The 20842-nt window shown below is 62.6% G+C and carries 15 protein-coding genes and 1 riboswitch; of the genes, 10 read left to right on the top strand and 5 right to left on the bottom strand.

From position 1 onward, the window contains the following. Position 1: 1 nt before the first annotated feature. Positions 2-1378 (bottom strand): L-aspartate oxidase, encoded by a 1377-nt coding sequence (locus tag DW892_RS09455; RefSeq protein WP_233540510.1) that lies wholly within the window; start codon positions 1376-1378, stop codon positions 2-4. A gap of 56 nt (positions 1379-1434) precedes the next feature. Further along, complete coding sequence (nadA, locus tag DW892_RS09460) at positions 1435-2460, bottom strand: quinolinate synthase NadA (RefSeq protein WP_117767181.1); 1026 nt, start codon at positions 2458-2460, stop codon at positions 1435-1437. A gap of 293 nt (positions 2461-2753) precedes the next feature. On the opposite strand from nadA, the gene DW892_RS09465 reads away from it, so the two are divergent. Both DW892_RS09465 and DW892_RS09470 read left to right on the top strand, forming a co-directional pair. Further along, entirely contained in the window at positions 2754-3476 is a 723-nt protein-coding gene (locus DW892_RS09465; protein ID WP_117767183.1) for a LytTR family DNA-binding domain-containing protein, read from the top strand. Then, on the top strand, positions 3476-4753 hold the full coding sequence (locus DW892_RS09470) for a GHKL domain-containing protein (RefSeq protein WP_117767185.1): 1278 nt from the start codon (positions 3476-3478) through the stop codon (positions 4751-4753). Before DW892_RS09465 ends, DW892_RS09470 begins: the two co-directional genes overlap by 1 nt. 74 nt (positions 4754-4827) lie before the next feature. Here the strand turns inward: DW892_RS09470 and DW892_RS09475 are convergent, their stop codons facing one another. Further along, complete coding sequence (locus DW892_RS09475) at positions 4828-5403, bottom strand: hypothetical protein (protein ID WP_117767187.1); 576 nt, start codon at positions 5401-5403, stop codon at positions 4828-4830. Positions 5404-5539: 136 nt separating this feature from the next. On the opposite strand from DW892_RS09475, the gene trxA reads away from it, so the two are divergent. The 7 genes from trxA to hypE all read left to right on the top strand — a co-directional run bounded on the left by trxA (position 5540) and on the right by hypE (position 12003). Continuing rightward, positions 5540-5860, top strand: coding sequence for a thioredoxin (trxA, locus tag DW892_RS09480; RefSeq protein ID WP_117767203.1), 321 nt, complete (start codon positions 5540-5542; stop codon positions 5858-5860). A gap of 221 nt (positions 5861-6081) precedes the next feature. Further along, positions 6082-6330: a hypothetical protein gene (locus DW892_RS09485; protein WP_006235225.1), complete on the top strand. Its 249-nt coding sequence runs from the start codon at positions 6082-6084 to the stop codon at positions 6328-6330. 1 nt (position 6331) lies between these two features. Continuing rightward, positions 6332-6844 carry a nickel-responsive transcriptional regulator NikR gene (gene nikR, locus DW892_RS09490; protein WP_118205863.1) on the top strand — a complete coding sequence of 171 codons (513 nt, stop codon included), beginning with the start codon at positions 6332-6334 and terminating at the stop codon, positions 6842-6844. 118 nt (positions 6845-6962) lie between these two features. After that, complete coding sequence (gene hypF, locus DW892_RS09495; RefSeq protein WP_117767189.1) at positions 6963-9416, top strand: carbamoyltransferase HypF; 2454 nt, start codon at positions 6963-6965, stop codon at positions 9414-9416. A 131-nt stretch (positions 9417-9547) separates the two neighbouring features. Next, the gene (locus DW892_RS09500; protein ID WP_117637955.1) at positions 9548-9808 is read left to right on the top strand and encodes a HypC/HybG/HupF family hydrogenase formation chaperone; all 261 of its coding nucleotides are present in this window, start codon (positions 9548-9550) and stop codon (positions 9806-9808) included. Beyond that, positions 9808-10920, top strand: coding sequence for a hydrogenase formation protein HypD (hypD, locus tag DW892_RS09505; protein WP_117767191.1), 1113 nt, complete (start codon positions 9808-9810; stop codon positions 10918-10920). Before DW892_RS09500 ends, hypD begins: the two co-directional genes overlap by 1 nt. Positions 10921-10968: 48 nt before the next feature. Next, entirely contained in the window at positions 10969-12003 is a 1035-nt protein-coding gene (gene hypE / locus DW892_RS09510) for a hydrogenase expression/formation protein HypE (RefSeq protein ID WP_117767193.1), read from the top strand. A gap of 181 nt (positions 12004-12184) precedes the next feature. Here the strand turns inward: hypE and DW892_RS09515 are convergent, their stop codons facing one another. Beyond that, positions 12185-16738 carry an FIVAR domain-containing protein gene (locus tag DW892_RS09515; protein WP_117767195.1) on the bottom strand — a complete coding sequence of 1518 codons (4554 nt, stop codon included), beginning with the start codon at positions 16736-16738 and terminating at the stop codon, positions 12185-12187. A gap of 167 nt (positions 16739-16905) precedes the next feature. Next, a riboswitch (cobalamin riboswitch) is annotated at positions 16906-17033 on the bottom strand. 223 nt (positions 17034-17256) lie between these two features. Further along, positions 17257-19401 (bottom strand): C69 family dipeptidase, encoded by a 2145-nt coding sequence (locus tag DW892_RS09520; protein ID WP_117767197.1) that lies wholly within the window; start codon positions 19399-19401, stop codon positions 17257-17259. A gap of 412 nt (positions 19402-19813) precedes the next feature. Between DW892_RS09520 and DW892_RS09525 the strand changes: the two genes are divergently transcribed. Continuing rightward, the gene (locus DW892_RS09525) at positions 19814-20479 is read left to right on the top strand and encodes an HAD family hydrolase (RefSeq protein ID WP_187365022.1); all 666 of its coding nucleotides are present in this window, start codon (positions 19814-19816) and stop codon (positions 20477-20479) included. Positions 20480-20842 lie beyond the last annotated feature (363 nt).

The raw sequence follows: 20842 nt of genomic DNA on the forward strand, positions 1-20842 counted from the left end.
TCTACTCCTCCACGGCCTGCGTGCCGGCGGCACGGGCCAAATCATCGATTGCCAGGGAGTCGGCGCTCAGGGCGCGATGACGCCCGTCGAGCGCGGGCTCGCCCGCCTGCTCCACGGCGAGCGACTCGCCGGTGCGCATGTACCACGCGGCGCGACGACCCCAGACCAGCGCCTCGAGCAGGCTGTTGGAAGCCAGGCGATTCTTGCCGTGCACGCCGTTGCAGGCCGTCTCACCGGCTGCGTAGAGCTCGGGCATCGAGGTGCGGCCGTCCTTGTCGACCCACACGCCGCCCATAAAGTAGTGCTGCGTAGGCGTAACGGGGATGGGCTCGTCCAAGATGTCGCGGCCGTCCTCCAAGCAGCGTGCGCGAATGTTGGCAAAGTGCCCGGTCACTACATCGCGCTCGACGGGGGCAAAGCTCAGCCACTCGTGCTCGGTACCGTCCCGCTTCATCTGCTCGCGAATAGCGGCAGCGACCACATCGCGCGGCTGAAGCTCGTCGGTAAAGCGCTCACCGGCGGCGTTGAGCAAAATCGCGCCCTCGCCGCGGCAGCTCTCGCTGATCAGGAAGGTGCGGCCTGGCTGCGGCGAGAACAGTCCCGTGGGGTGGATCTGCACGTAGTCCAGGTGCTCCATCTTAATGCCATGCTCCTGAGCGATGTAGCAGGCATCGCCCGTGAGCTGCGGATAGTTGGTCGAGTGGTCGTATATGCCGCCGATGCCGCCCGTTGCCCACAGCGTGTGGCGGGCATGGATCTTAAACGGCTCGCCGGCATGCGCGCCCTCGGCGGCATTTATCAGCTCGTCGGCGGGGCGGACCGAATTGTCCTCGTCCACGGGAACGGCGACGACACCGGCACACACCGTGGCGCCGTCACGCTCGCCCGTCAGGATGTCGGTCATGGCCACGTGCTCCAAAATCTGCACGTTATCCAGTTTGCGAACGGCCTGAAGCAGCTTGGTCGTGATCTCCTTGCCCGTAATGTCGGCATGGAAGGCAATGCGGGGGCGGCTGTGCGCACCCTCGCGGGTAAAGTCGAGGCTGCCGTCGGCCTTGCGCTCAAAGTCCACGCCCATCGCCAGCAGGTCGTTGATGACCGAGCGGCTCGAGCGGATCATGATGTCGACGCTCTCGCGGCGGTTCTCGTAGTGGCCGGCGTGCATGGTGTCCTCAAAGAAGGCATCGTAGTCCGAGCCCTCGGGCAGCACGCAAATGCCGCCCTGCGCGAGCATCGAATCGCACTCGTCGACAGCGCCCTTGGAGAGCATGATCACGCGCGTGCTCGTCGGCAGATTGAGGGCCGCGTACAGGCCCGCCACGCCGCAACCGGCAATGACAACGTCGCACTCCATGTCGGGGTATTGTTTGGTTTCCACAGGAATCCTCTCCCTTGTTATGTGACATAAGGGACTGTCCCTCATGTCACATTGGCTTAGCGCGCCGCGTACTCGAGCATGCGGTCGAGCGTAAGTTTGGCCTGGTCGGCGGCCTCGTCCGACACGCCGATCTGCACCTCGCCCTCGCCCGTCTCCAGGCAGCGCACGAGTTTTTCGAGCGTGATGAGATCCATGTTGACGCAGGTGGGCTGCACCGCGGGGAAGTAGAACTTTTTGCCGGTGCCCTCGCAGCGGCGCTCGAGCTCGTAGAGCACGCCGCGGACCGTCACGATAATGAACTCGCTCGCGTCGGACTCCTCGGCGTACTTGATGATGCCGGCGGTGGAGCCGATGTAGTCGGCCTCGGCCAAGACGTCGGCCTTGCACTCAGGATGCGCCAGCACGAGCGCGTCGGGGTGGGCCTCCGTCGCGTCAACGATCTGCTCGACGGTGATGATGTGATGGCGCGGGCAGTAGCCGTTGTTGAGGATGACGTGCTTTTGGGGCACCTGCTCGGCTACGAAGCGGCCCAGGTTCTGGTCGGGAATGAACAAGATGTGCTGCTGCGGCAGCTCGGAGACGATCTTGACGGCGTTTGAGCTGGTAACGCACACGTCACTCCAGCTCTTGATCTCGACCGTGGAGTTGACGTAGCAGACCACGGCCAGGTCGTCGCCGTACTCGGCGCGCGCCGCATCGACCGTCTCGCGCTTGACCATGTGCGCCATGGGACAGTCCGCGCCCGGCTCGGGCAGCAGCACGGTCTTGGTGGGATTGAGCAGCTTGGCGCTCTCGCCCATAAACTCCACGCCGCACAGCACGATGGTCTGCTGCGGCAGGCTCTTGGCAAGCTTTGCCAGGTAGAAGCTGTCGCCGACGTAATCGGCCACAGCCTGAACCTCGGGCGCCACGTAATAGTGCGCCAGGATCACCGCGTCGCGTTGGGTTTTAAGTTGCTGAATGGCCTCGACGAGCTCTGCGGGCACCAGTGCCGCGCGCTCCGCTGCCGTCGTTGCCGATGCTAGGCCGGCCGCGATATCGCGTGCAAGCTCCGACGCATCCATGTTCGCGCTCTGTGCCATCAAGGCCCCTCTCTTTTGGCGAATCTTGGGGCTTTAGTATGACACCTAGGTTTACAGCTGACAAGACAGCTGTAAACCTAGGTGTAAAGTTGAAATAAAGATTCGACCATGCGGCAAGTCCATATTCGAACTGGCAAGCTGAGGATAGCCGAGCTCTCGATAGCGCAGGAGGCATCTTTCGCCACCGCAATTCCGCTCGGCGCGAGTTGCACGCCGTGGGGCGCAAACGGGACACGCCTCCGCGAGCGGTCCGCACCCAATGTGGCAAAATCGAACTACTAAGGGGGCTCAGAATGCTCAAGATTATTGCCTGCGACGATGACGTCGCTTTTCTAGATAGACTGCACCGGATGATCGACCGTTGGTCGATCGAGACGGGCACGGCGGTCGATGTTGCGCTCGTCACGCGCGGCGAGGACCTGCTGGCGCGCCATGCCGCGTCGCGCGCCGACATCATCTTGCTCGACATGATCATGCCGCTCGTCAACGGCATGGACACCGCACGCGAATTGCGCCAGGCCGACACCGCCGTGCGCCTGGTGTTCCTTACCTCGTCGCCCGAGTTTGCACTGGAGTCCTACGAGGTCCGCGCCTTCGACTATCTGCTCAAGCCCGTGACTTACGAACGCCTGGCGCAGTTACTCGACGAACTTTCGAGCATGCGCCCGGCGGCAACCGACGAGCTCGTGATCAAAACGTCCTTTGGCTACCACGCCCTGCGCCTGTCCGACATCGAATATGCCGAGGCGCGCAACAAGCACGTGGTCTTCCACCTGCGCGACGGACGCGATATCGAGGCACTCGAGTCGTTCCGCAGCGTCGAGGACCGTTTGGCGCAAAATGCCACCTTCTTTAAATGCCACCGTAGCTACCAGGTCAACTTGCGCAACATCGACCACTTCGATCGCACGGACATCGTCATGCGCTCCGGCGCGTGCATTCCGCTGTCGCGCAGCAGCAAGCAGGGGTTCCAAGACGCCTACTTTGCGGTGCGCTTCGAGGGCGGGAGGCGCTGATGATCTCCTCGGTCGAAATGGTCCTTTGGGCAATCCACCACGCCACAACGCTACTCTTTGGCGTCTTTGCTTCGGCGGCGCTATGCGGTATCGAAATCAATCGACGCCATGCACTCGAGTTGGTGGGGGTCGGAGCCGCAACCGGCGCTGCCTTTTCGATCGCCAATGTCGTTGGCGGAGAGCTTTTTGCCCGTCAGGTCTATCCGCTCGTCGTGCACCTGCCGCTTACCGTCTACCTGTGTGCGCGCTACCGTCTGAGCCCGCTGCTCGCGGCATTGGGCGTCACCAGCGCCTATCTGAGCTGTCAGTTCAGCAACTGGATGGGCATCGCCGCCTTTGCCGCAACCGATTCGCAGATCGCGTACTATCTGGCGCGCATCGCGACCACGCTCGGCGTCTTTGCCGTCCTGCTGCATTGGGCCGGCGACATTGGACCCCGCCTGGCGATTAAAAGCCCCACCGAGCTGAGCATCCTTTTCATCCTGCCGCTCGTCTATTACATCTTTGACTACGCCACCAACGTCTACACCACGCTGTTCCACTCGGGCTCGGTGGTGACAGTTGAGTTTTTGGCATTTGCGCTCTGTGCCTTCTATCTTATGTTTCTTGCCGTTTACCTGCGCGAATACGAAGAAAAGGAAACCGCCGAGCGAGAGCGTTGGATGCTCGAAACCCGCGACAGCGCCGCCATCAAAGAGCTCGAGGCTTGGCGTCAATCTGGGCGCGAGCTGTCGATTCTTCGCCACGATATGCGCCACTTCCTACGCGGCCTGGCCACTTTAATTGAGGAGGGCCACACCGACGAGGCGCTCAAACGCATCGATGAGCTCTGCGAAGCCGGCGACCGCACCGCCGTACGCCGCTTCTGCGCCAACGAGACCGTAAACATCGCGCTTTCGTCATTCAACTCAGATATCAATAGAAACGGCATTACCGCCAACCTGCGCGCCGCCGTACCCGAAACCGTCCACGTAGGTGACGCCGACCTGTTTAGCGTGCTCTCAAATGCCTTGGAAAACGCTATCACCGCCGCAAGCGCCGCACCCCAAGGAAAGCGATTCGTCGACCTTGACCTGCGACTTGAGGACGGCCAGCTGTTGCTGTTAGTTTCCAACACGTTTGGCCGTGCGCCGCACATGGTCGACGGCATGCCCGTGGCCCAGCACACTGGGCACGGCTTTGGCACCAAGAGCATTAAACTTGCCGTCGAGCGCATGAACGGCAACTGCCAGTTCCGCATTAACGGCGATCGGTTTGAGCTGCGCGCTGTGATGTAAGGGCGCGGGCGCGACGGATTTGCGTTCCGCGGGTACGGCTCGCCCGCTCGGGGTCGTTTGTCGACGCGGGCTCGCTACAGCGGAGCGGCCGCCGGAGTCAGCTGCTTGATGTAGGCCCACATGCGCTGCTTAGCGGCTTTGTCAGTGAGCGCCGCCTCAAAACCGTCGAGCGCGAGCACGCGGCGACCCTGCACATGGGCGACCAAGCCGGGCTTGAGCATGGCGGTGTCGAAGTCATCGATCGCCACGAGCATATCGGCGTAGGTCTCGCGCATGGCGTCAGCCGCGTTGTTGTCGAGCAGTAGCACCGCCTCGGGGTCCAAAGCCTCAAGCGCCTCACGGAACAGCTCGCACGGCAGCGTCTCGCCCACCGCGACCGCTCCGTCACCCACGCCGGCGACGCTTGCCAGCACGCAAAAATCCTCGGGCGCGTAGCCGATGGCCCCAAGCGCCTTGCGCAACGCCGCGCCATCCGGGCCGGCGGCAAGCTCGCCACCCGAACGCTCGGCCTCGTCCAAATCGCCTTTTACCAGCACGATCGGCGAGCACGCGTTGCCCGCGATACGCACGCCGCGACCCACGAGCGATGCGAGCTCCTGCTCGGCCGCCTGGGCGATGGCTTCTTTTTTCTGGCTTTGTGACGTGGACATGCGCTCTCCAATCGTTTGCGTGCCAACCATTATATAAAAGAGCCGCCTGCGAGTGGTTGCTTTGCGGACGGCTGGGTATAAGCACGGTCGTACTGAGTTTTACGCGGCCAAGCCGCGTCACATTATGGAGGTCACCATGGCTGACATTAAGCAGATTACCCCCGAGAACTTCGATTCCGTCGTTAGCGACAGCCTGCCCGTGCTGGTCGATTTTTGGGCACCGTGGTGCGGCCCCTGCCGCTCGCTCTCGCCCATCGTAGACGAGGTTGCCGACGAGCTGGCCGGCAAGCTGGCTGTGGCCAAGTGCAACGTCGACGACAACCAGGACCTGGCCATGAAGTTTGGCGTCATGAGCATCCCCACGCTGATCGTCTTTAAGAACGGCGAGGAGGTCGACCGCTCGGTTGGCGCTCTGCCCAAGGCGAGGCTGCAGGCGCTGCTGGAGAAGCATCTGTAATACGCTTGTTACTTACCCGCCGTCTATGAGCGCTTTTGCACCGCTCGCCGGACTTCTGGATGCACCGAGTGCAACCACGGATAGTATGGTAGTCACAAACAGCCCCCAGTGAACGGGTGCGGGTCACACAGACTCGCACCCGTTTTCTTATGCGGTAGCGCCCCGCGCGGGCGTAGTAGAATCTGAGCCACTGGATTGCCCCGAGCATAAGGAGATTTCCCATGCATGATGTTGGAATGAACATGAGCCAGCTTGCCATGAGCGTCAAACAGGTCGACGACACCATCGAGCTCGCTCACGAATGGAGCCATCAGTTGCTACATGCGACCGAGAATTTTGACATGGAGCGCATCGGCGCCAAGCTCGAGGCCGCCATGGCCGCGTTGCACGAGGCGCATGACGCGCTCGAGGGCTACGAGGAAGCCATCGAGGCCGACCACAACTCCGTCGGCTCCGTGAAGCTGGTGTAAGGTGGCCGAACACGAGCACGGCTGCGGGTACGAGCACGAGCATCCGCACGGGGCGGACGGTGACGCGGGCTGCCACTGTAGTGGCTCCGGCTCTGAGCTGGTCCGTTTTTCGGTTACCGCACCCGACGACCTGCTGCGCCGTTTTGACGAGCAGATCGCGCGCCGCGGCGACGTGGCCAACCGCTCCGAGGCCGTGCGCGACCTGATTCGCGCCTCGATCGCCAAGGAGCAGATGCGTACGCCCGATGAGCATGTTATCGGGTCGCTCACCATGATTTACGACCACCATACCGGCGACCTGACGCGCCGTCTGGACGAAGTGCAGCACGACTACACCGACGAGATCGTATCGACCATGCACGTGCATCTTGATCACCACAACTGCCTGGAGATTCTGGCGCTCAAGGGTCGCGGCGAGCGTGTCTACGAGCTGGCCGACCGGTTGCTGGGGCTGCGCGGCGTTAAGCACGGCGAGCTCACGTGCGCCGCCACCAAGCAGAGCCTGGGGCTGTAGCGGGATTTCCCACAGCGCACCTGCCATAAAGGGACAGGTTTGTTTTGGCAGGTTTAGAAGTTTTACCGACCAAAATAAACCTGTCCCTTTTTGGTCGGTTTTGACGAGGGGAAGCCACATGCGGCATGTGCATATTCATGAGACGGGCATTGTGCAGGGCGTTGGCATGCGGCCATTTGTGTATCGCGAGGCTATGGCGCATGGCATTTGCGGCTGGGTGCTCAACGCGGGCGATGGCGTGCACATCGAGGCGCATGCTTCAGTCGAGGCACTCGACGAATTTGTCACCGCGCTGTCGGAGCACGCGCCTGCCGCGGCCCGCGTTGAGCATGTCGCTGTTGCAGACCTGGAGCCCGACGCTTGGGATGCCGACGATGAGCAGGTCTTTCGTATTGTAGCGTCGCAGGATCAGACCGTGCACACGACGCTCATCTCCCCCGATATCGCCACCTGTGACGACTGCCTGCGCGAACTGTTCGACCCCGCCGACCGTCGCTATCACTACCCCTTTATCAACTGCACCAACTGCGGGCCGCGCTTTACCATCATCCGATCGCTGCCTTATGACCGAGCGGCCACGTCGATGGATTGCTTTCCTATGTGCCTCGAGTGCGCCGCAGAGTATGGCGACCCGCTTGACCGGCGCTTTCATGCGCAGCCCGATGCCTGCTTTGACTGCGGGCCACATATTACCTGGCGCGAGGCGGCGGGCGACATGGGGCTCGAGGGTCTGGGGGCGATGCCGGCCGTCGGCAACACGCGCGAAACCAGCGATGCCATTATTGACCGCTGTGTCGAGCTGCTGGCCAGCGGCGGTATTGTCGCCATCAAGGGGCTGGGCGGATTCCATCTGGCCTGCAACGCCGCCAATGAGCAGGCGGTGGTCGAGCTGCGCCGTCGCAAGCGCCGCAGCAACAAGCCGCTTGCCGTTATGGTGCGCAGCCTTGCCGATACTGAACGCCTGTGCCATGTCGATGATGCCGAGCGCGACTTACTGGCCGGCAGCATCCGCCCCATTGTGCTGCTGCGCCGCCGTGTTGTTGGCGAGGGAGATTCCCCCGACGGCCTTACACTCGCGCCATCCGTCGCGCACGATCTACCCGAGCTCGGCGTCATGCTCCCCTATACACCGCTTCAGCATCTGCTGCTTGCAGCTGCCTCGTCGCATGGCATGCACGCGCTGGTCATGACCAGCGGAAACCTGAGCGAGGAACCTATCGAGACCGACGATGCCCTTGCATGGGAACATCTTGTTGCCGCCGGCATCGCCGACGCGCTACTTGGCAACGACCGTGCGATTCTCTCACGCTACGACGACTCCGTGGTACGTGTGGTCGACGGCACCGTCATGCCTGTGCGTCGCGCACGCGGATATGCGCCGCAACCGTTGTCGCTGCCGGCGCTCGACGGCACTGCACCCTGCGTGCTCGCCTGCGGGCCGCAGCAAAAAGCCACGATCGCGCTCACGCGCGAGGACGCCGACGGCCATGTGGCCTGTTTTGTGTCGCAGCATATCGGCGATGTCGAAAACGGCGCGACCTTCGATGCCTGGAGCGCCGCCCGCGCACGTCTAGAAAACCTCTTTGACCTGACGCCTGCCGCCCTGGCATGCGACATGCATCCCAACTATCTATCGAGCCAGTGGGCGCGTGAGCGAGCACGGGAGCACAGTCTGCCGCTTATCGAAATCCAGCACCATCATGCGCATATCGCGAGCGTAATGGCCGAGGCCATCGCCGCGGGCCAGCTTACAACCGACGCGCGCGTCCTTGGCATCGCCTTTGACGGCACCGGCGCCGGTACCGATGGGACCATTTGGGGTGGCGAGTTCCTTGTCGCCAGCCTTGGCGGCTTTGAGCGCGCCGCGCATTTGCGCGCCTGGGCCCTACCCGGTGGCGTAGCGTCCGTACGCGACGCTCGACGCAACGCCTTTGCCCTGCTCAGCGAACTTGGCCTACTCGAGCACCCAGGCACCGCTCGACTTTTGGACAGCCTCGACGAGCAAACGCGCAGCGTGACAGCCACCATGATCGAGCGCGGTATCAACAGCCCGCGTACCAGCAGCATGGGGCGTCTCTTTGATGCCGCGGCAGCAATTCTGGGCATCTGCGACAAGGCAACCTACGAGGGCGAACCCGCCATAGAACTCGAAGCCGCCGCCTGGCGCGCGCTCGACGGTAAGACCGTTCGTCTCGACGGCAATCATACAGGCGTATTCACGTCTGCCGACGACTCCCCCATCTTGGACCCCCAACCGCTCATCGAAGCTCTTCTGAATGGAATCGAGGCAGGCGCGCCGGCCGACCGGCTCGCCCTCGGGTTTCACATCGCCATTACGCACGCTACGACCCACATCGCACGCGAGATCTGTGATCACGAAGGCATCGATACCGTCGCGCTCTCGGGCGGTGTGTTCATGAACCGGCTTTTGCTTCAGCTCCTTACCCACGAACTCAAAGACGCCGGTCTTGCCGTCTTGGTCCCCCACGCTGTACCCGCCAACGACGGCTGCATCGCCTACGGTCAGGCCGCCATCGCTCGCGCTCGCCTCGCGCAGACGGCGTTGCGATAGGCTGTTTTGCCAGCCTGCGCGCCGCCGTCTCACAGGTGTAACGCGTTTGCTCGTGACTCCCGCGAGCGCTACCATCAACTGATGGATAATTAGGCGCCTATCCAGCGCAAAACGTATAAAAGGGGAACATTATGTGCCTTGCCGTTCCCGGTAAAGTGGTCAAACGCGACGACGACCTTAAGGCGACCGTCGACATGATGGGCATCGAGCGCCCCGTTTCGCTGCGCCTCGTGCCGACGGCACGGGTAGGCGACTATATTCTCGTGCACGCCGGCTTTGGCATTCAGATTGTTGACGAGCAGGAAGCCCAAGAGACACTCGAGCTCGTCAATACCATGACCGAGCTGGCCGAAGAGGACCAGCTCGCCACCAACCCGGCCGAGGCATACTAGTGGCGGCGGCGCAGCCGGTTCGCTCCGGTATCGACTTTTCGGCATTTCGCGACCCCAAGCTGGCTCGCGAGCTCATCGATCGTATTCATGAGCTTGTCGGCAACCGCAGCATCAACCTTATGGAAGTCTGCGGTACGCATACCGTGAGCATTGGCCGCTATGGCTTTCGCTCCATTATGCCGACGGGACTCAAACTGCTAAGCGGCCCGGGGTGCCCCGTTTGCGTCACCGCCAACCGCGACATCGATCACGCAATCGCGCTTTCCAACATGGACGGTGCCATCATCACCACCTTTGGCGACATGATGCGCGTGCCCGGATCGTCCACCTCGCTTGCCGCGCAAAAGGCAGCGGGGCGCGACATCCGCATCGTCTACTCTCCGCTCGACGCACTCGACATTGCCGAGCAAAATCCCGAACGCCCGGTCATCTTTATGGGTGTTGGCTTTGAGACCACAACGCCCACCATTGCCGCCGCTATCCTGGAGGCTGACGCGCGCGGGCTCCAGAACTTCTCGGTCTACTGTGCTCACAAGACCACGCCGCCGGCTCTGCGTGCGATCTCCAACGACCCCGAGACGACCATCGACGGCTTTATCCTGCCTGGTCACGTCGCTACCATCACAGGCCTGGCACCCTTTGGGTTTTTGGTCGATGAGTTCGAGACCCCCGGCGTAGTCACCGGGTTTGAGCCGGTCGATATCCTGCAGGGCATCTGCACGCTGGTCCAGATGGTTGTCGAGAACAGGCCCGCAATCGACAACGCCTACCGCCGCGGCGTCAATGCAGACGGCAATCCCGTGGCGCGCCAACTGGTCGAGCAGGTGTTTGAGCCGTGCGACACCACGTGGCGCGGACTGGGACCGATTGCGGCTTCGGGTCTTTCCATCCGACCCGAATTCGCGCGCTTTGATGCCGGCGCCCGCTTTGATGTGCCCGTTGAGGCGACGGTCGAGCCACGCGGGTGCCGCTGCGGCGACGTGCTGCGCGGAGCCATCACGCCGAGCGACTGCCCGCTGTTCGGCCACGCATGTACGCCCGAACACCCCGTCGGCCCCTGCATGGTGAGCTCCGAAGGCAGCTGCGCGGCGTACTTTAGATACCGCGACTAGCCCGGACGCCCCCGCGTACCGGCACCACCCACGATTGGAGTTTTCGATATGTCCCATAGCGTTACCGATAGCACCGTCCTGCTGGGCCACGGCTCCGGCGGCCAGATGATGAAGCGCATTATCGATGAGGTCTTTCTGGATGCCTTTGGGTCGCCCGAGCTGCTTGCAGGCAACGATGCCGGTGTCGCCGCACTGCCCGCAAGCGGGCGAATCGCCATGTCGACCGACAGCTTTGTGGTAACGCCGCAGTTCTTCCCCGGCGGCAATATCGGCCGCCTCGCCGTATGTGGAACCGTCAACGACGTCGCGACCTCAGGCGCTAACGTGCGCTACCTCTCATGCGGCTTTATCCTCGAAGAGGGCTATCCCATGGATAAGCTGCGCCAGATTGTGCAAACCATGGCCGAAACAGCGCGCGAGGCGGGCGTGGCGATCATCACCGGCGACACCAAAGTGGTTGAGCGCGGCGGGGCCGACGGTGTCTACATCAATACCGCCGGCGTGGGCGAAGTGCCCGCGGGCGTAGCGCTCAGCGGTGCCAACTGTCGGCCCGGCGATGTCATCCTGGTGTCGGGTACGCTAGGCGACCACGGCATCGCCATCATGAGCCAGCGCGAGGGCTTGGCGTTTTCGAGCAACATCGGAAGCGACGCTGCGCCGCTCAATCATCTGATTGCCGACGTGCTCGCCGCTGCCCCCGACACCCGCTGCTTCCGCGACCCCACGCGCGGCGGCCTGGCATCCACGCTCAACGAGTTTGCCCAGGCCAGCGGCGTTGCTATGGAGATCGACGAGGATACCGTGCCCGTGCGCCCCGACGTGCAGGCGGCATGTGAGATGCTCGGCTACGATGTGCTGCAGGTGGCAAACGAGGGCAAGATGGTCGCCGTGGTGCCTGCTGAACAGGCCGATGCCGCGCTGGCCGCCATGCGCGCCGCCCGCTACGGCGAGAATGCCGCCATTATCGGTCGCGTGCTGCCGCTTGCCGAGGACGCCCGCCCCGCTGTGCGCGTGCGCACCGGCTGGGGATCGACCCGCATCCTCGACATGCTCGTAGGAGAGCAGCTGCCGAGAATTTGCTAGCGGCTGCTCTGCAAGCTGCTCAGCATCCGGCCACAATCGGCCCGCCCATTTTCACTGGGACGTTGGCCCACTCAAACTGCGGGGAGATGGAAGGGCCCTCCTGCCGAGCTGATCGGTAGGAGGGCCCTTCGCTTTGCAAGACCATACTCCTTGCAGTATTTACCTGGTAGGCAGAGGCTCGCTACGCCGCGCGGCGTTTGGTGTAGACAAACCAGCCGCCGACGGCCCCGATACCGACGATGCCCACGGCAACGCCAGCGATGGCAAAGCCGTTTGGACCCGCGTCCGCAGCCTTGTTGGCGGCGCCGGCGCTCAACGCGGCGGTCTTGCCGGACGTACCCGACTTTTTGCCGCTCTTGTCTGTCTTACCGGCGACGGAAGACTCCGTCAAATCCTTCTTGCCGGATTCAGCCTCGTCCTTGGAATCGCCAGCTGCCTTGGCGCCCTCGCGCGAGGAAGCACCGGCCATCTTGGCGGCCACAGGAGCCATTACGCCCGCAAAACCGCCGGTCCCGTTGCCGGCACCGCCGTCCGACCCGGCACCCGGCGTCAGGACGCCCGGCGCCACCGTGGGCTTCTGCGGGTCCTTGCTGCTCGAGCCCTTGCCCGCCGTCACGGCCGTCTTCCAGGCAATCGTCTCTCCCGAGGAGACACGATATGTCGTGAGCGCGCGGAGCGCCTGCTCGGTCGCCATGGCGTTGGCCGCGCCGCCCTTGCTGTGCGCATAGCCGTTGCCGCCGTCCACGCGGTACAGGTCCAGCGCGCAGACCACGTTGGTCACAGCATTTGCAAACCCGTTGACGGGGTTGGCCGGGTCTCGGTCGAGCGAAAGCAGCGCGAGGATCACCTGGGCATTGGCCTCGGCAGAGCCGAAGTCACAGGTACCCGCGCTCATCCTGCCCTTGAGGTAGGAGAGGCCGTTCTCGATGGCAGCATCGACCTTGGTGTCGCCCGCATAGGGCGCCACGGCCTGGATCGCCATGGCCGTCAGGTCCACGTCGCCCAGCCGCGTACCTTCCACAGCGTCGCCGCTACCGAGGAGCTCACAGACGGCGTCCACGAGGCTCGCGCGCGTCCAGGCGGAACCGGCGGGCGCATCCGAGCCGCTCGCATTGAGCGCCATCAGTGCGAAGATCTTCTCGTTGGCGCGCGTCATATCGGTGCGGCCGCAGATGAGCTCGACCAGGTTGACGCCGTCATAGTCGGTGATGTCCTCGCCGATGGCGGAGAGAGCAAGCGCCACACGCTCGGTCTCAGTCAGAGCGCAGGTCGCACTCCCCCACTCGGCCTTGTGCTCGGCCAGCGAGGCGCGGTAGTTATCGAGCAGTTTGGAATCGATCTTGCGGCCCGCCTTGGCAAAGTCGTAGATCTCCCACTCGTCGCCATACTGGAAGGCGTCGGAGCTGCGGCGCGCGTCGATGAACGCAGCGGCAGCATCGATGCCCGCCGAGGCGGACTCACTCGTGGCGGGGCTCGCGGCCACACCGGCCACGGTGATGGTAAGCGTCACGGGCTCGGCACCGGCAGTCGTGTCCACCGGCGTACCCGTCGCGACCACCGTGCCGGCCGAAAGCGCCGTCACCATGTAGTCGCTCGAGGCCACGTACAGGCCGTCATCGGGAGCGCCGTCGACGTGCTTCCAGGCGCCCTTCTCGTTGCGGTCGATGCTCACAATACCCGTGGCGTCCTTGTCGTCGAGCGTCTTGAACGACCAGGTGAGGCCGGGCTCGGTCACGCTCCAGCCATCCGCGTCGTTCTTACCGGTAAAGGTCAGGTCGAGCTTTTGCGCCGAGCCGGCCTTGAGGTAGAGGCTGCCCGTACCGGCCGTCACGCTCGTAAGCGGATTTTGGTAGGCATAGGTCACGTCGCACGACGCGCTGATGGCCTTGCCCTCGGCGTCCGTGTCGGGCAGCGTCGCGGTAAACGTGGTGGCGCCGGCCTTGTACGCCGTGTAGCCAATCTCGCCCGCGGTGGTGTAGGCTGCCACGGCAGGGTCGCTGCTCGTCACGGTAAAGTTGTCGCGGTTGGTGGCGTTGTCGGGCGTCACCACCGGGCGCGCGTGATCGGTCAAAAACGCGCCGCGCTCGGAGAGTGGGCTGCGGCCCTGCAGGTAGACGGTGGCGCCGTCCTCGTTATAGCCCATCGAGATGGACGTGGCGGCCACGGCTTCTGACGTCAGCGTCACGCTCTTGGAGCCGGCGCCCGCAGATGCGGCGTCGCGCGGGGTAACGGTGATCGTGGCACTGCCGGCATGCTTGAAGTAAAAGCAGGCCGAGTAGTCGTTGCTGTAGATGGTCGTAGGATCGCTCGAGGCAAAGTGGAAGCGGCTGAACGAGACGGGCACGTACTCGCCCTTATCGGCGTCGACGTAATGCACGCGAATCTCGAGGTTGCGCACCTCGGAGCCCTGGACGGTAGCCGCACCATCGGTCACGTTGCTCACGGTGCCGTCGGAGGCACGATACCACAGCTCAAAGTCGTCGAACTGTTTGGCCTTGGCCTTGATCTTGATGGTAGCCACGGTCTGCTCGGAGCCATCGGCCTTGTGCTCGGTGGCGGTCACCGTGCCGGTAGCGTTGTCGTAGACATAGAGCTCTCCCGTGGACTCGTTGATGCCGATGTTGCCGCGGTTGGCGTCATCGGTGCCCCAGGTGATGGTGCTCGTGGCCGGGACGCCCTTAAGTGCAAAGACGCCAAGTTTGCGGTAGGCGTCCACAGCATCAGGCGAAACCTCGAGCATATGGCCGGCAACCGTCTGGCTGGTGCCGTCGTTGGCCGTGAAGCTCACGGTGTAGGCGTCCTCGGGCGTGGTGTCCTCGGGCGCCTGGTAGCTGTTGCCCGAGCCAAAGACCGGCGTGCCATTTTTATCGATACCCCAGCTGCTGCCGTTGGCGCCGCAGTTGGCGTTGATAAGATCGGCGAAGGCATCGGTGGCCATGTCAGCGGGGTCGACAGCATAGGAGTTGACGAGCGCCGAGGCGGGAGCGCCCATCTTGTTGGTGAGGAATGCGCCCCAGTAGGTGTTGACGAGCTGGCCCGCGCTATAGGTCGCGAACAGCGCGCCCGCCGTGCCCTTGGAGGTCGAAACGCAGTTGGACACGATGCCGCCGTCGAGCGTGCGCGCAAAGCCCGCTACGCCCTTGCCGGTCACGCTCGTGGAGCAGTTGAGCACGGCGCCCTGAACCTTGTTGCCCAGGGGGCCGAACGCCTTGCCGTCCGTCGCTTGCTTCAGTTTGCCGGCAAATGAGATGTTCTGCACCACGCCCGTGGAGGCAACTCCGCCCATGAGCGACTTCACGCCACCGCCGTTGGCGAAGGTGATGATGTGGCCCTGGCCGTCGAGTGTGCCCGCGAGTATGCCCATGGGGGCAAAGAAGTACTCGTCATCGATGGTAATGTCGTTGTCGAGAACGTAATAGGCGTCGGCGTCGGCGGGTTTGAACTTGTTTCCGAGGTCGCTCTGCGAGCTCAGGTGCACTACGTTCTGTGGCTGAGCCACGGGCTCGGTGGGCTTGGGCTTCTCGAGCGCGGCAATGGCATCGGTGAGCGTCTTGGTTGCGGCGTTGACCTCGGCCTGCTTGGCGTCATCGTTGGCGTAGACGTCTTGAGCGCTCACAAGGGCCTCAGCGAGCTTCGACCAGCTCTCGGCCGTGTAGTCGCTCTCGACCTTGGCGCTGGCGTCGTCGATGGCGGCCTTGAGGGCATCTTTGTTCACGACGACCACGGCGCTGCCCGAAACCAGCACGGGAAGGCCGCCCTGCGCAGACCAGATAAAGCCGGTGGCAGGGGCATCGGTGCTGAGCTTATCGACCGAGGCCTGGGTCTTGAGCTCGCCGGTTGAGATTTTGCTGCCGAAGGAAGCATCAACCTTGTAGCCGCACGCCTGATCGCCCGCAGTGAACAGATTGTTGGCCACGGTGCCAGACTTATACCAGGCAACGAGGCCGTAGCCGCCAAGGGGCATGCCGCTGAGGCTGCCGGCGTAATACGAGTTGAGCACCGAACCGCCATCGAGCGTGCCTACGAGACCGGCAGCGTCAGCGAAAGTCCAATTGTCGTCAGAGGGGCTTGCCGTCGACCAGCACATTTGCACGGTACCCGAGCATGTGGTGGCGATAGGACCGTCGGTGCCAGAAATCGACATCGAACCCGTCACGCCCAGATTCTGCACTGTACCGGTCACACTCTTCGCCAACGCCTTGCCGTTGAGCACGATGCTATGGCCCTGGCCATCGAGCGTACCGGTCACGGTCTCGATCTGTTGGTCAGCCTCAAGGCTGATATTCGCCGCGAGCTTCACGACAGCCCCGGCCTCGATGGTGGTGGGCAGCTCATCGGCAGAAGAGACCATCACAGTCTTGCCGGCCTTGGCGACACGCACGTCACGTGCCTGCTGAACATCGGCGTCGTCATCGTCGACGTTCACCGCGGCGGCGTTCTGCTCGTCCGCACTCAGCATGGCGGCAAGCCCCTCATCGGCAGACGGAGCAACGTCGGATCTTGCCTCGTCCGCCGACGCCTCGGCGCCTTCAGCACCCGCCTGCTCGTCCGAAGTGAAACTCGACTCGTCGGCATTCTCGGCAGCATCCGCCTGCTGCGAGGCCTGGGCCTGCGCCTGCACAGCGATCTCTGCCACGCCCTCGGCAAATGCCGACGTACCCGGCATCGACCAGACTAGCAGCACCGAGAAAGCAGCGGCCCCCAGGCGCTTGAGCATAATGTTGTTTCGCGTCACCCGTTCTCCTTCTTTCGCGAACCTGCAATAGAGCCGTGGCGAAGAAGGCGGGACAGGCGATACCCCGGCAGCACAAAAGCGCACGCCAGCCACCCTATCAGCAGCAAAACGCACGCTCAGCAGCACCCCTTGTAGACCGGAATCCAGCGGCAAGCAGAGAGGCCCTCGGTTTCGAGAAGAGCACGGGCAGGTAATCTGACTCGCGGGCACGCCCGCACACAGTAACCGCCTTGCTCGGGATTCTCACCCGATTCCCCTTTATGCGCTCGCGCGCACCCGTGCTCCGGCTTCTATTTTTTAACGGAGGAAGTGTACGTTACCGCAGGTAAATCGGTCAATGCACTACACAAAAACCGCCATATCCGAGCCATATGGCTCCCGGATAACCGCCTATAGGCAGCCCATATCGCCAGCCGTCCACCGAGCCGTCCCTGCCCGCAAGATTGAGCAAACGGTCCCGCACGATTACTCGTACGGGACCGTTTTTAGTTAGGGCTGTCGTCTATGACCCGCTCCGGTTAATTCGCACGCTTGCGGATAAGCACGGCCCCTATAACGGCCAGAACTCCAGCCACCGTCAGAAGCGCCACGGTCACCACAGACGAATCACCGGTCTTGGCAAGCCCTCCCTTGGTCGCCTTCTTGGCGGTATCGGTCTTGACGTCCGTCTTCACATCCGTCTTCTGACCGGGCTTCTGCCCAGGCTCCTCCTGCGCAGCCTGCGTCACGGTCACCGTCGCTTCATCGGACGTGGAAACCAGCCCGGCAGCACTCGTCACCTCAACGCGATACACCTTTGAACCGACCTCGGTCGTCGCGGCGACGTACTCAGCCGCCGTCGCCCCGTCGATGGCAGAGAAGTTACCGTCCTCGCCCTTGACGAACCACTGGTAGGTAAGCTGGGCATCCGAGCCATCCACGCTGTCATCAACCGTCGCGGCAACGCTCAGCTTGGCCTCAGCGCCCTGAGCACACGTTACCGACTGCGGCTGAGCCGTGATGCTGGGAGCAACAAAAGCGGACGCGTACATAATCGGGGTCCGGGAGGTTCCATTCTCGGCGTCATAGTCGCTCGGCATAAACGCACTCGAGGTATCTCCCGCATTCACGTAGGCGCGCATCTCATCGAGAAGCTTGGCCGCCTTGTTGTAGACCTGTTCGCTCACTGCGGCAAACGCCTTGTTGGCAAGGTCCGTGCGCTGATCGGCAGGGGTTGCCTGCATCAACCCGTCAACAACGTCCTGCTGGGCGATAACCTGCTTCTGAAGGACATCGAGGTAGGCGCGCACGTTCTCACCCATCGAGGCACGGTTGTTGTAGGCGAGCGTGTTGATGTCCATGAAGACGTAGTCGAGGTTCTTGCCGTCCTTTTCGACCAAAGCCTGCGCGACGTCGTCCTTGCGTCCTGTATAAGTGCCGTCCACCGTGTTCCACGCCGGGAAGTAGTCAGCCGGAACTTCCGTCAACAGCGCAGAGTAGCTGGGCAGGTACACGCTGAACTCGCAACGCGAAAGCGCTTCCCACTGAATCGTGGCGATATCACTGGAAAGGCCGGACCGAATCTGGAAGATATTGCTCTCGGTCGTCCTGTTGTTGCCGATGGCATACAGGGCACTGTTGAGATTGGCGTTGAGGCTGTCATCCTGCTCACCGCGGGCAGCGAGGGAACGCAACGCCGTGAACGTATCGGATTTGATGCCCGGCGTAAACGTCAGCTGCGGGTCGATGAGCGAGGTGACGCGACCCTGTTCATCAACGGTATAGTCCGTCTGAGGCGCAAGGGCAGCACCGAAGTAAGCACGTCCCTGGGCCAGGCGCGTATTCTGCGACGAACCCGAATTCTCCTTGCCATACGTCTTGAAGATGTTCGGCGTGCCGTCGTCATAGGTTACGAGAACGCCGTTGGACTCGGGCAGCGTCACGACATCGGCCGAGTGCAGGCACTGACTCGCATCGTCAAGATCGACCTTATACTGCAGGCCGCCGATGTTGGGATTAACGGACGCCACGTCGTCGCCCATCTTGACGGCAATCCACTGATGGCCCGAAAGCTGAGCGAAAATCCAGGTCTCGGTATTGTCGGCAATGACGATCTGGTTGCAGCCCTGAGAGCCATACTGATCGACGATGGCGCCGAGCTTCTCCACGCCGTCGCGCGCCGTGGACGAAACGCTCAACAGGTAGTCGGCCAGGTTATACTCGCCGATGCCCGTGTCGACAAGAGGGTCGATAGCATCGATTCCGTCGTTGTAATCCGTTGTGAGCGTCGCGGAAACGGAGACGCCGCGCTCGTTGGTGCCGGCCTCGGAATACACGCGGGACGCTGCCTCGTCGTCCTGGGCATCCCACTCATCGGGATTGTCACGAACATAGGTGTAACGATACGAGCGACCCTGATAGGTGTACTCAAAGCCGGTCCCCGGCACAGAATCGTTCTCGAAAGAACGGAAGACAGGGTTGTCGATCGGCTGCTGCACGCCAAAGGTCTTGCAGTAGCGAGGTGAATAGTCCTCGGCGCGGCCGACATAGGTATCGCCCGTCGTTGTCTGGTTCTTACCGATGTAAACCTGCGTGCAGGCGAGCGCGGGCGCGGGCATGGCAAGCACAAGCGCCGCGACTACCCCCCCCCTAAACGCCTTCTTAGCAAAAGCCGGTAACCTCATACGTTCCCCCCTCCACACGGAGCCCGAACTACCCACCAACAATATGCGTAATGAAAACACTTTAGCTGGGTAAATCGGATTGAATATGCAGTAATCAGCTTATCTTATGTGTTAAGGAAGTATGGACACGGCACTCGTAACAACCCGTGACCGGTCGTTTGCATCTGGCAGGCGGCATTCCCCGCAGGGTTGAACAGGCCGATAAGCCCCGTGCGCAAGATTGAGCGGGCCGAGTGTCCCCCGTGGGACTGAGGGGGCCGAATGTACCTGTTAGAGGCCATTTAAGCGTTTTAACGGGGACTTTTGGCCCCCTCAGTCCCACGGGGGACACTCGGCCCGCTCATGCCCGACTGGAACGGCACGCGCTATTATGGTTGCCGTTTGCGTGAGCTATATAGATGGGAGCGTACCTATGGCAGCTTTTTCCACTGTGATCTTTGACCTTGACGGCACTATCCTCAACACGCTCGAGGACCTGGCGGCCGCCGGCAATCACACCTGCGAGATGCACGGCTGGCCCACGTTTGCCGTGGACGAGTACCGCTACAAGGTGGGAAACGGCATGCTTAAGCTGGTCGAGCGCTTTATGCCCGCCGAGTACGCGGGCGACGGCCGTATGTTTGAGCAGACGCTTGCCGAGTTTAGGGCCTATTACGGCGAGCACAAGGAGGACCACACCTCACCCTACGCCGGCACGATTGAGATGCTCTACCGTCTGCGCACAGCGGGCGTTCAGCTTGCCGTGCTCACCAACAAGGATCATATTTCGGCAGCCCCGCTTATCGAGAAATACTTTGGCCCCGATCGCTTTGCGCTGGTACAGGGCCGTGTGGGCGCATTTCCGCCCAAGCCCGAGGCACCCGCCACGTTGCATGTGATGAAAGAGCTGGGCGCCGATCCGGCAACCACGCTCTATGTGGGCGATTCGAATGTCGATGTCCTGACCGGCCACAACGCCGGCCTTAAGAGCGCCGGCGTCAGCTGGGGCTTCCGCGGCCGCGCAGAGCTGGAGGCCGCCGGCGCCGACTACGTGGTAGATACGCAGGACGAACTCGCCGAGCTAATCTTGGGCGAGTAGCGAAGCTGGCGCGCTGCTCGGTCGCGGCGATGCTGCCGCGCGGAAAATGCGTCCCGTTTTGATGCCTCAAACTGGGACGCATTTTCCGGTTGAGCCCCATCGGGGAAACCGCATCCCGTTTCAGAGCAATATTCCGGGTCGCGGTTTCCGCAACCCACCCCATCCGGAAACCGCGACCCATTATTCGGCCAAAAACCGGGTCGCATTTTCCCGACCACTCGATGCAACGTCGGCACAAGGAGTGTCCCCAACTGCCGGCAGAAAAGGAACGTCCCCAACTGCCACCTTCCAGCAACGAGAACGCCGCAGGTAGAGGACGGACAGACACTATGACCCAATCCGAGGGCACTAAAAAGATAGGAG

This window comes from Collinsella sp. AM40-7AC (assembly GCF_003468125.1).
GTDB lineage: Bacteria > Actinomycetota > Coriobacteriia > Coriobacteriales > Coriobacteriaceae > Collinsella > Collinsella aerofaciens_O.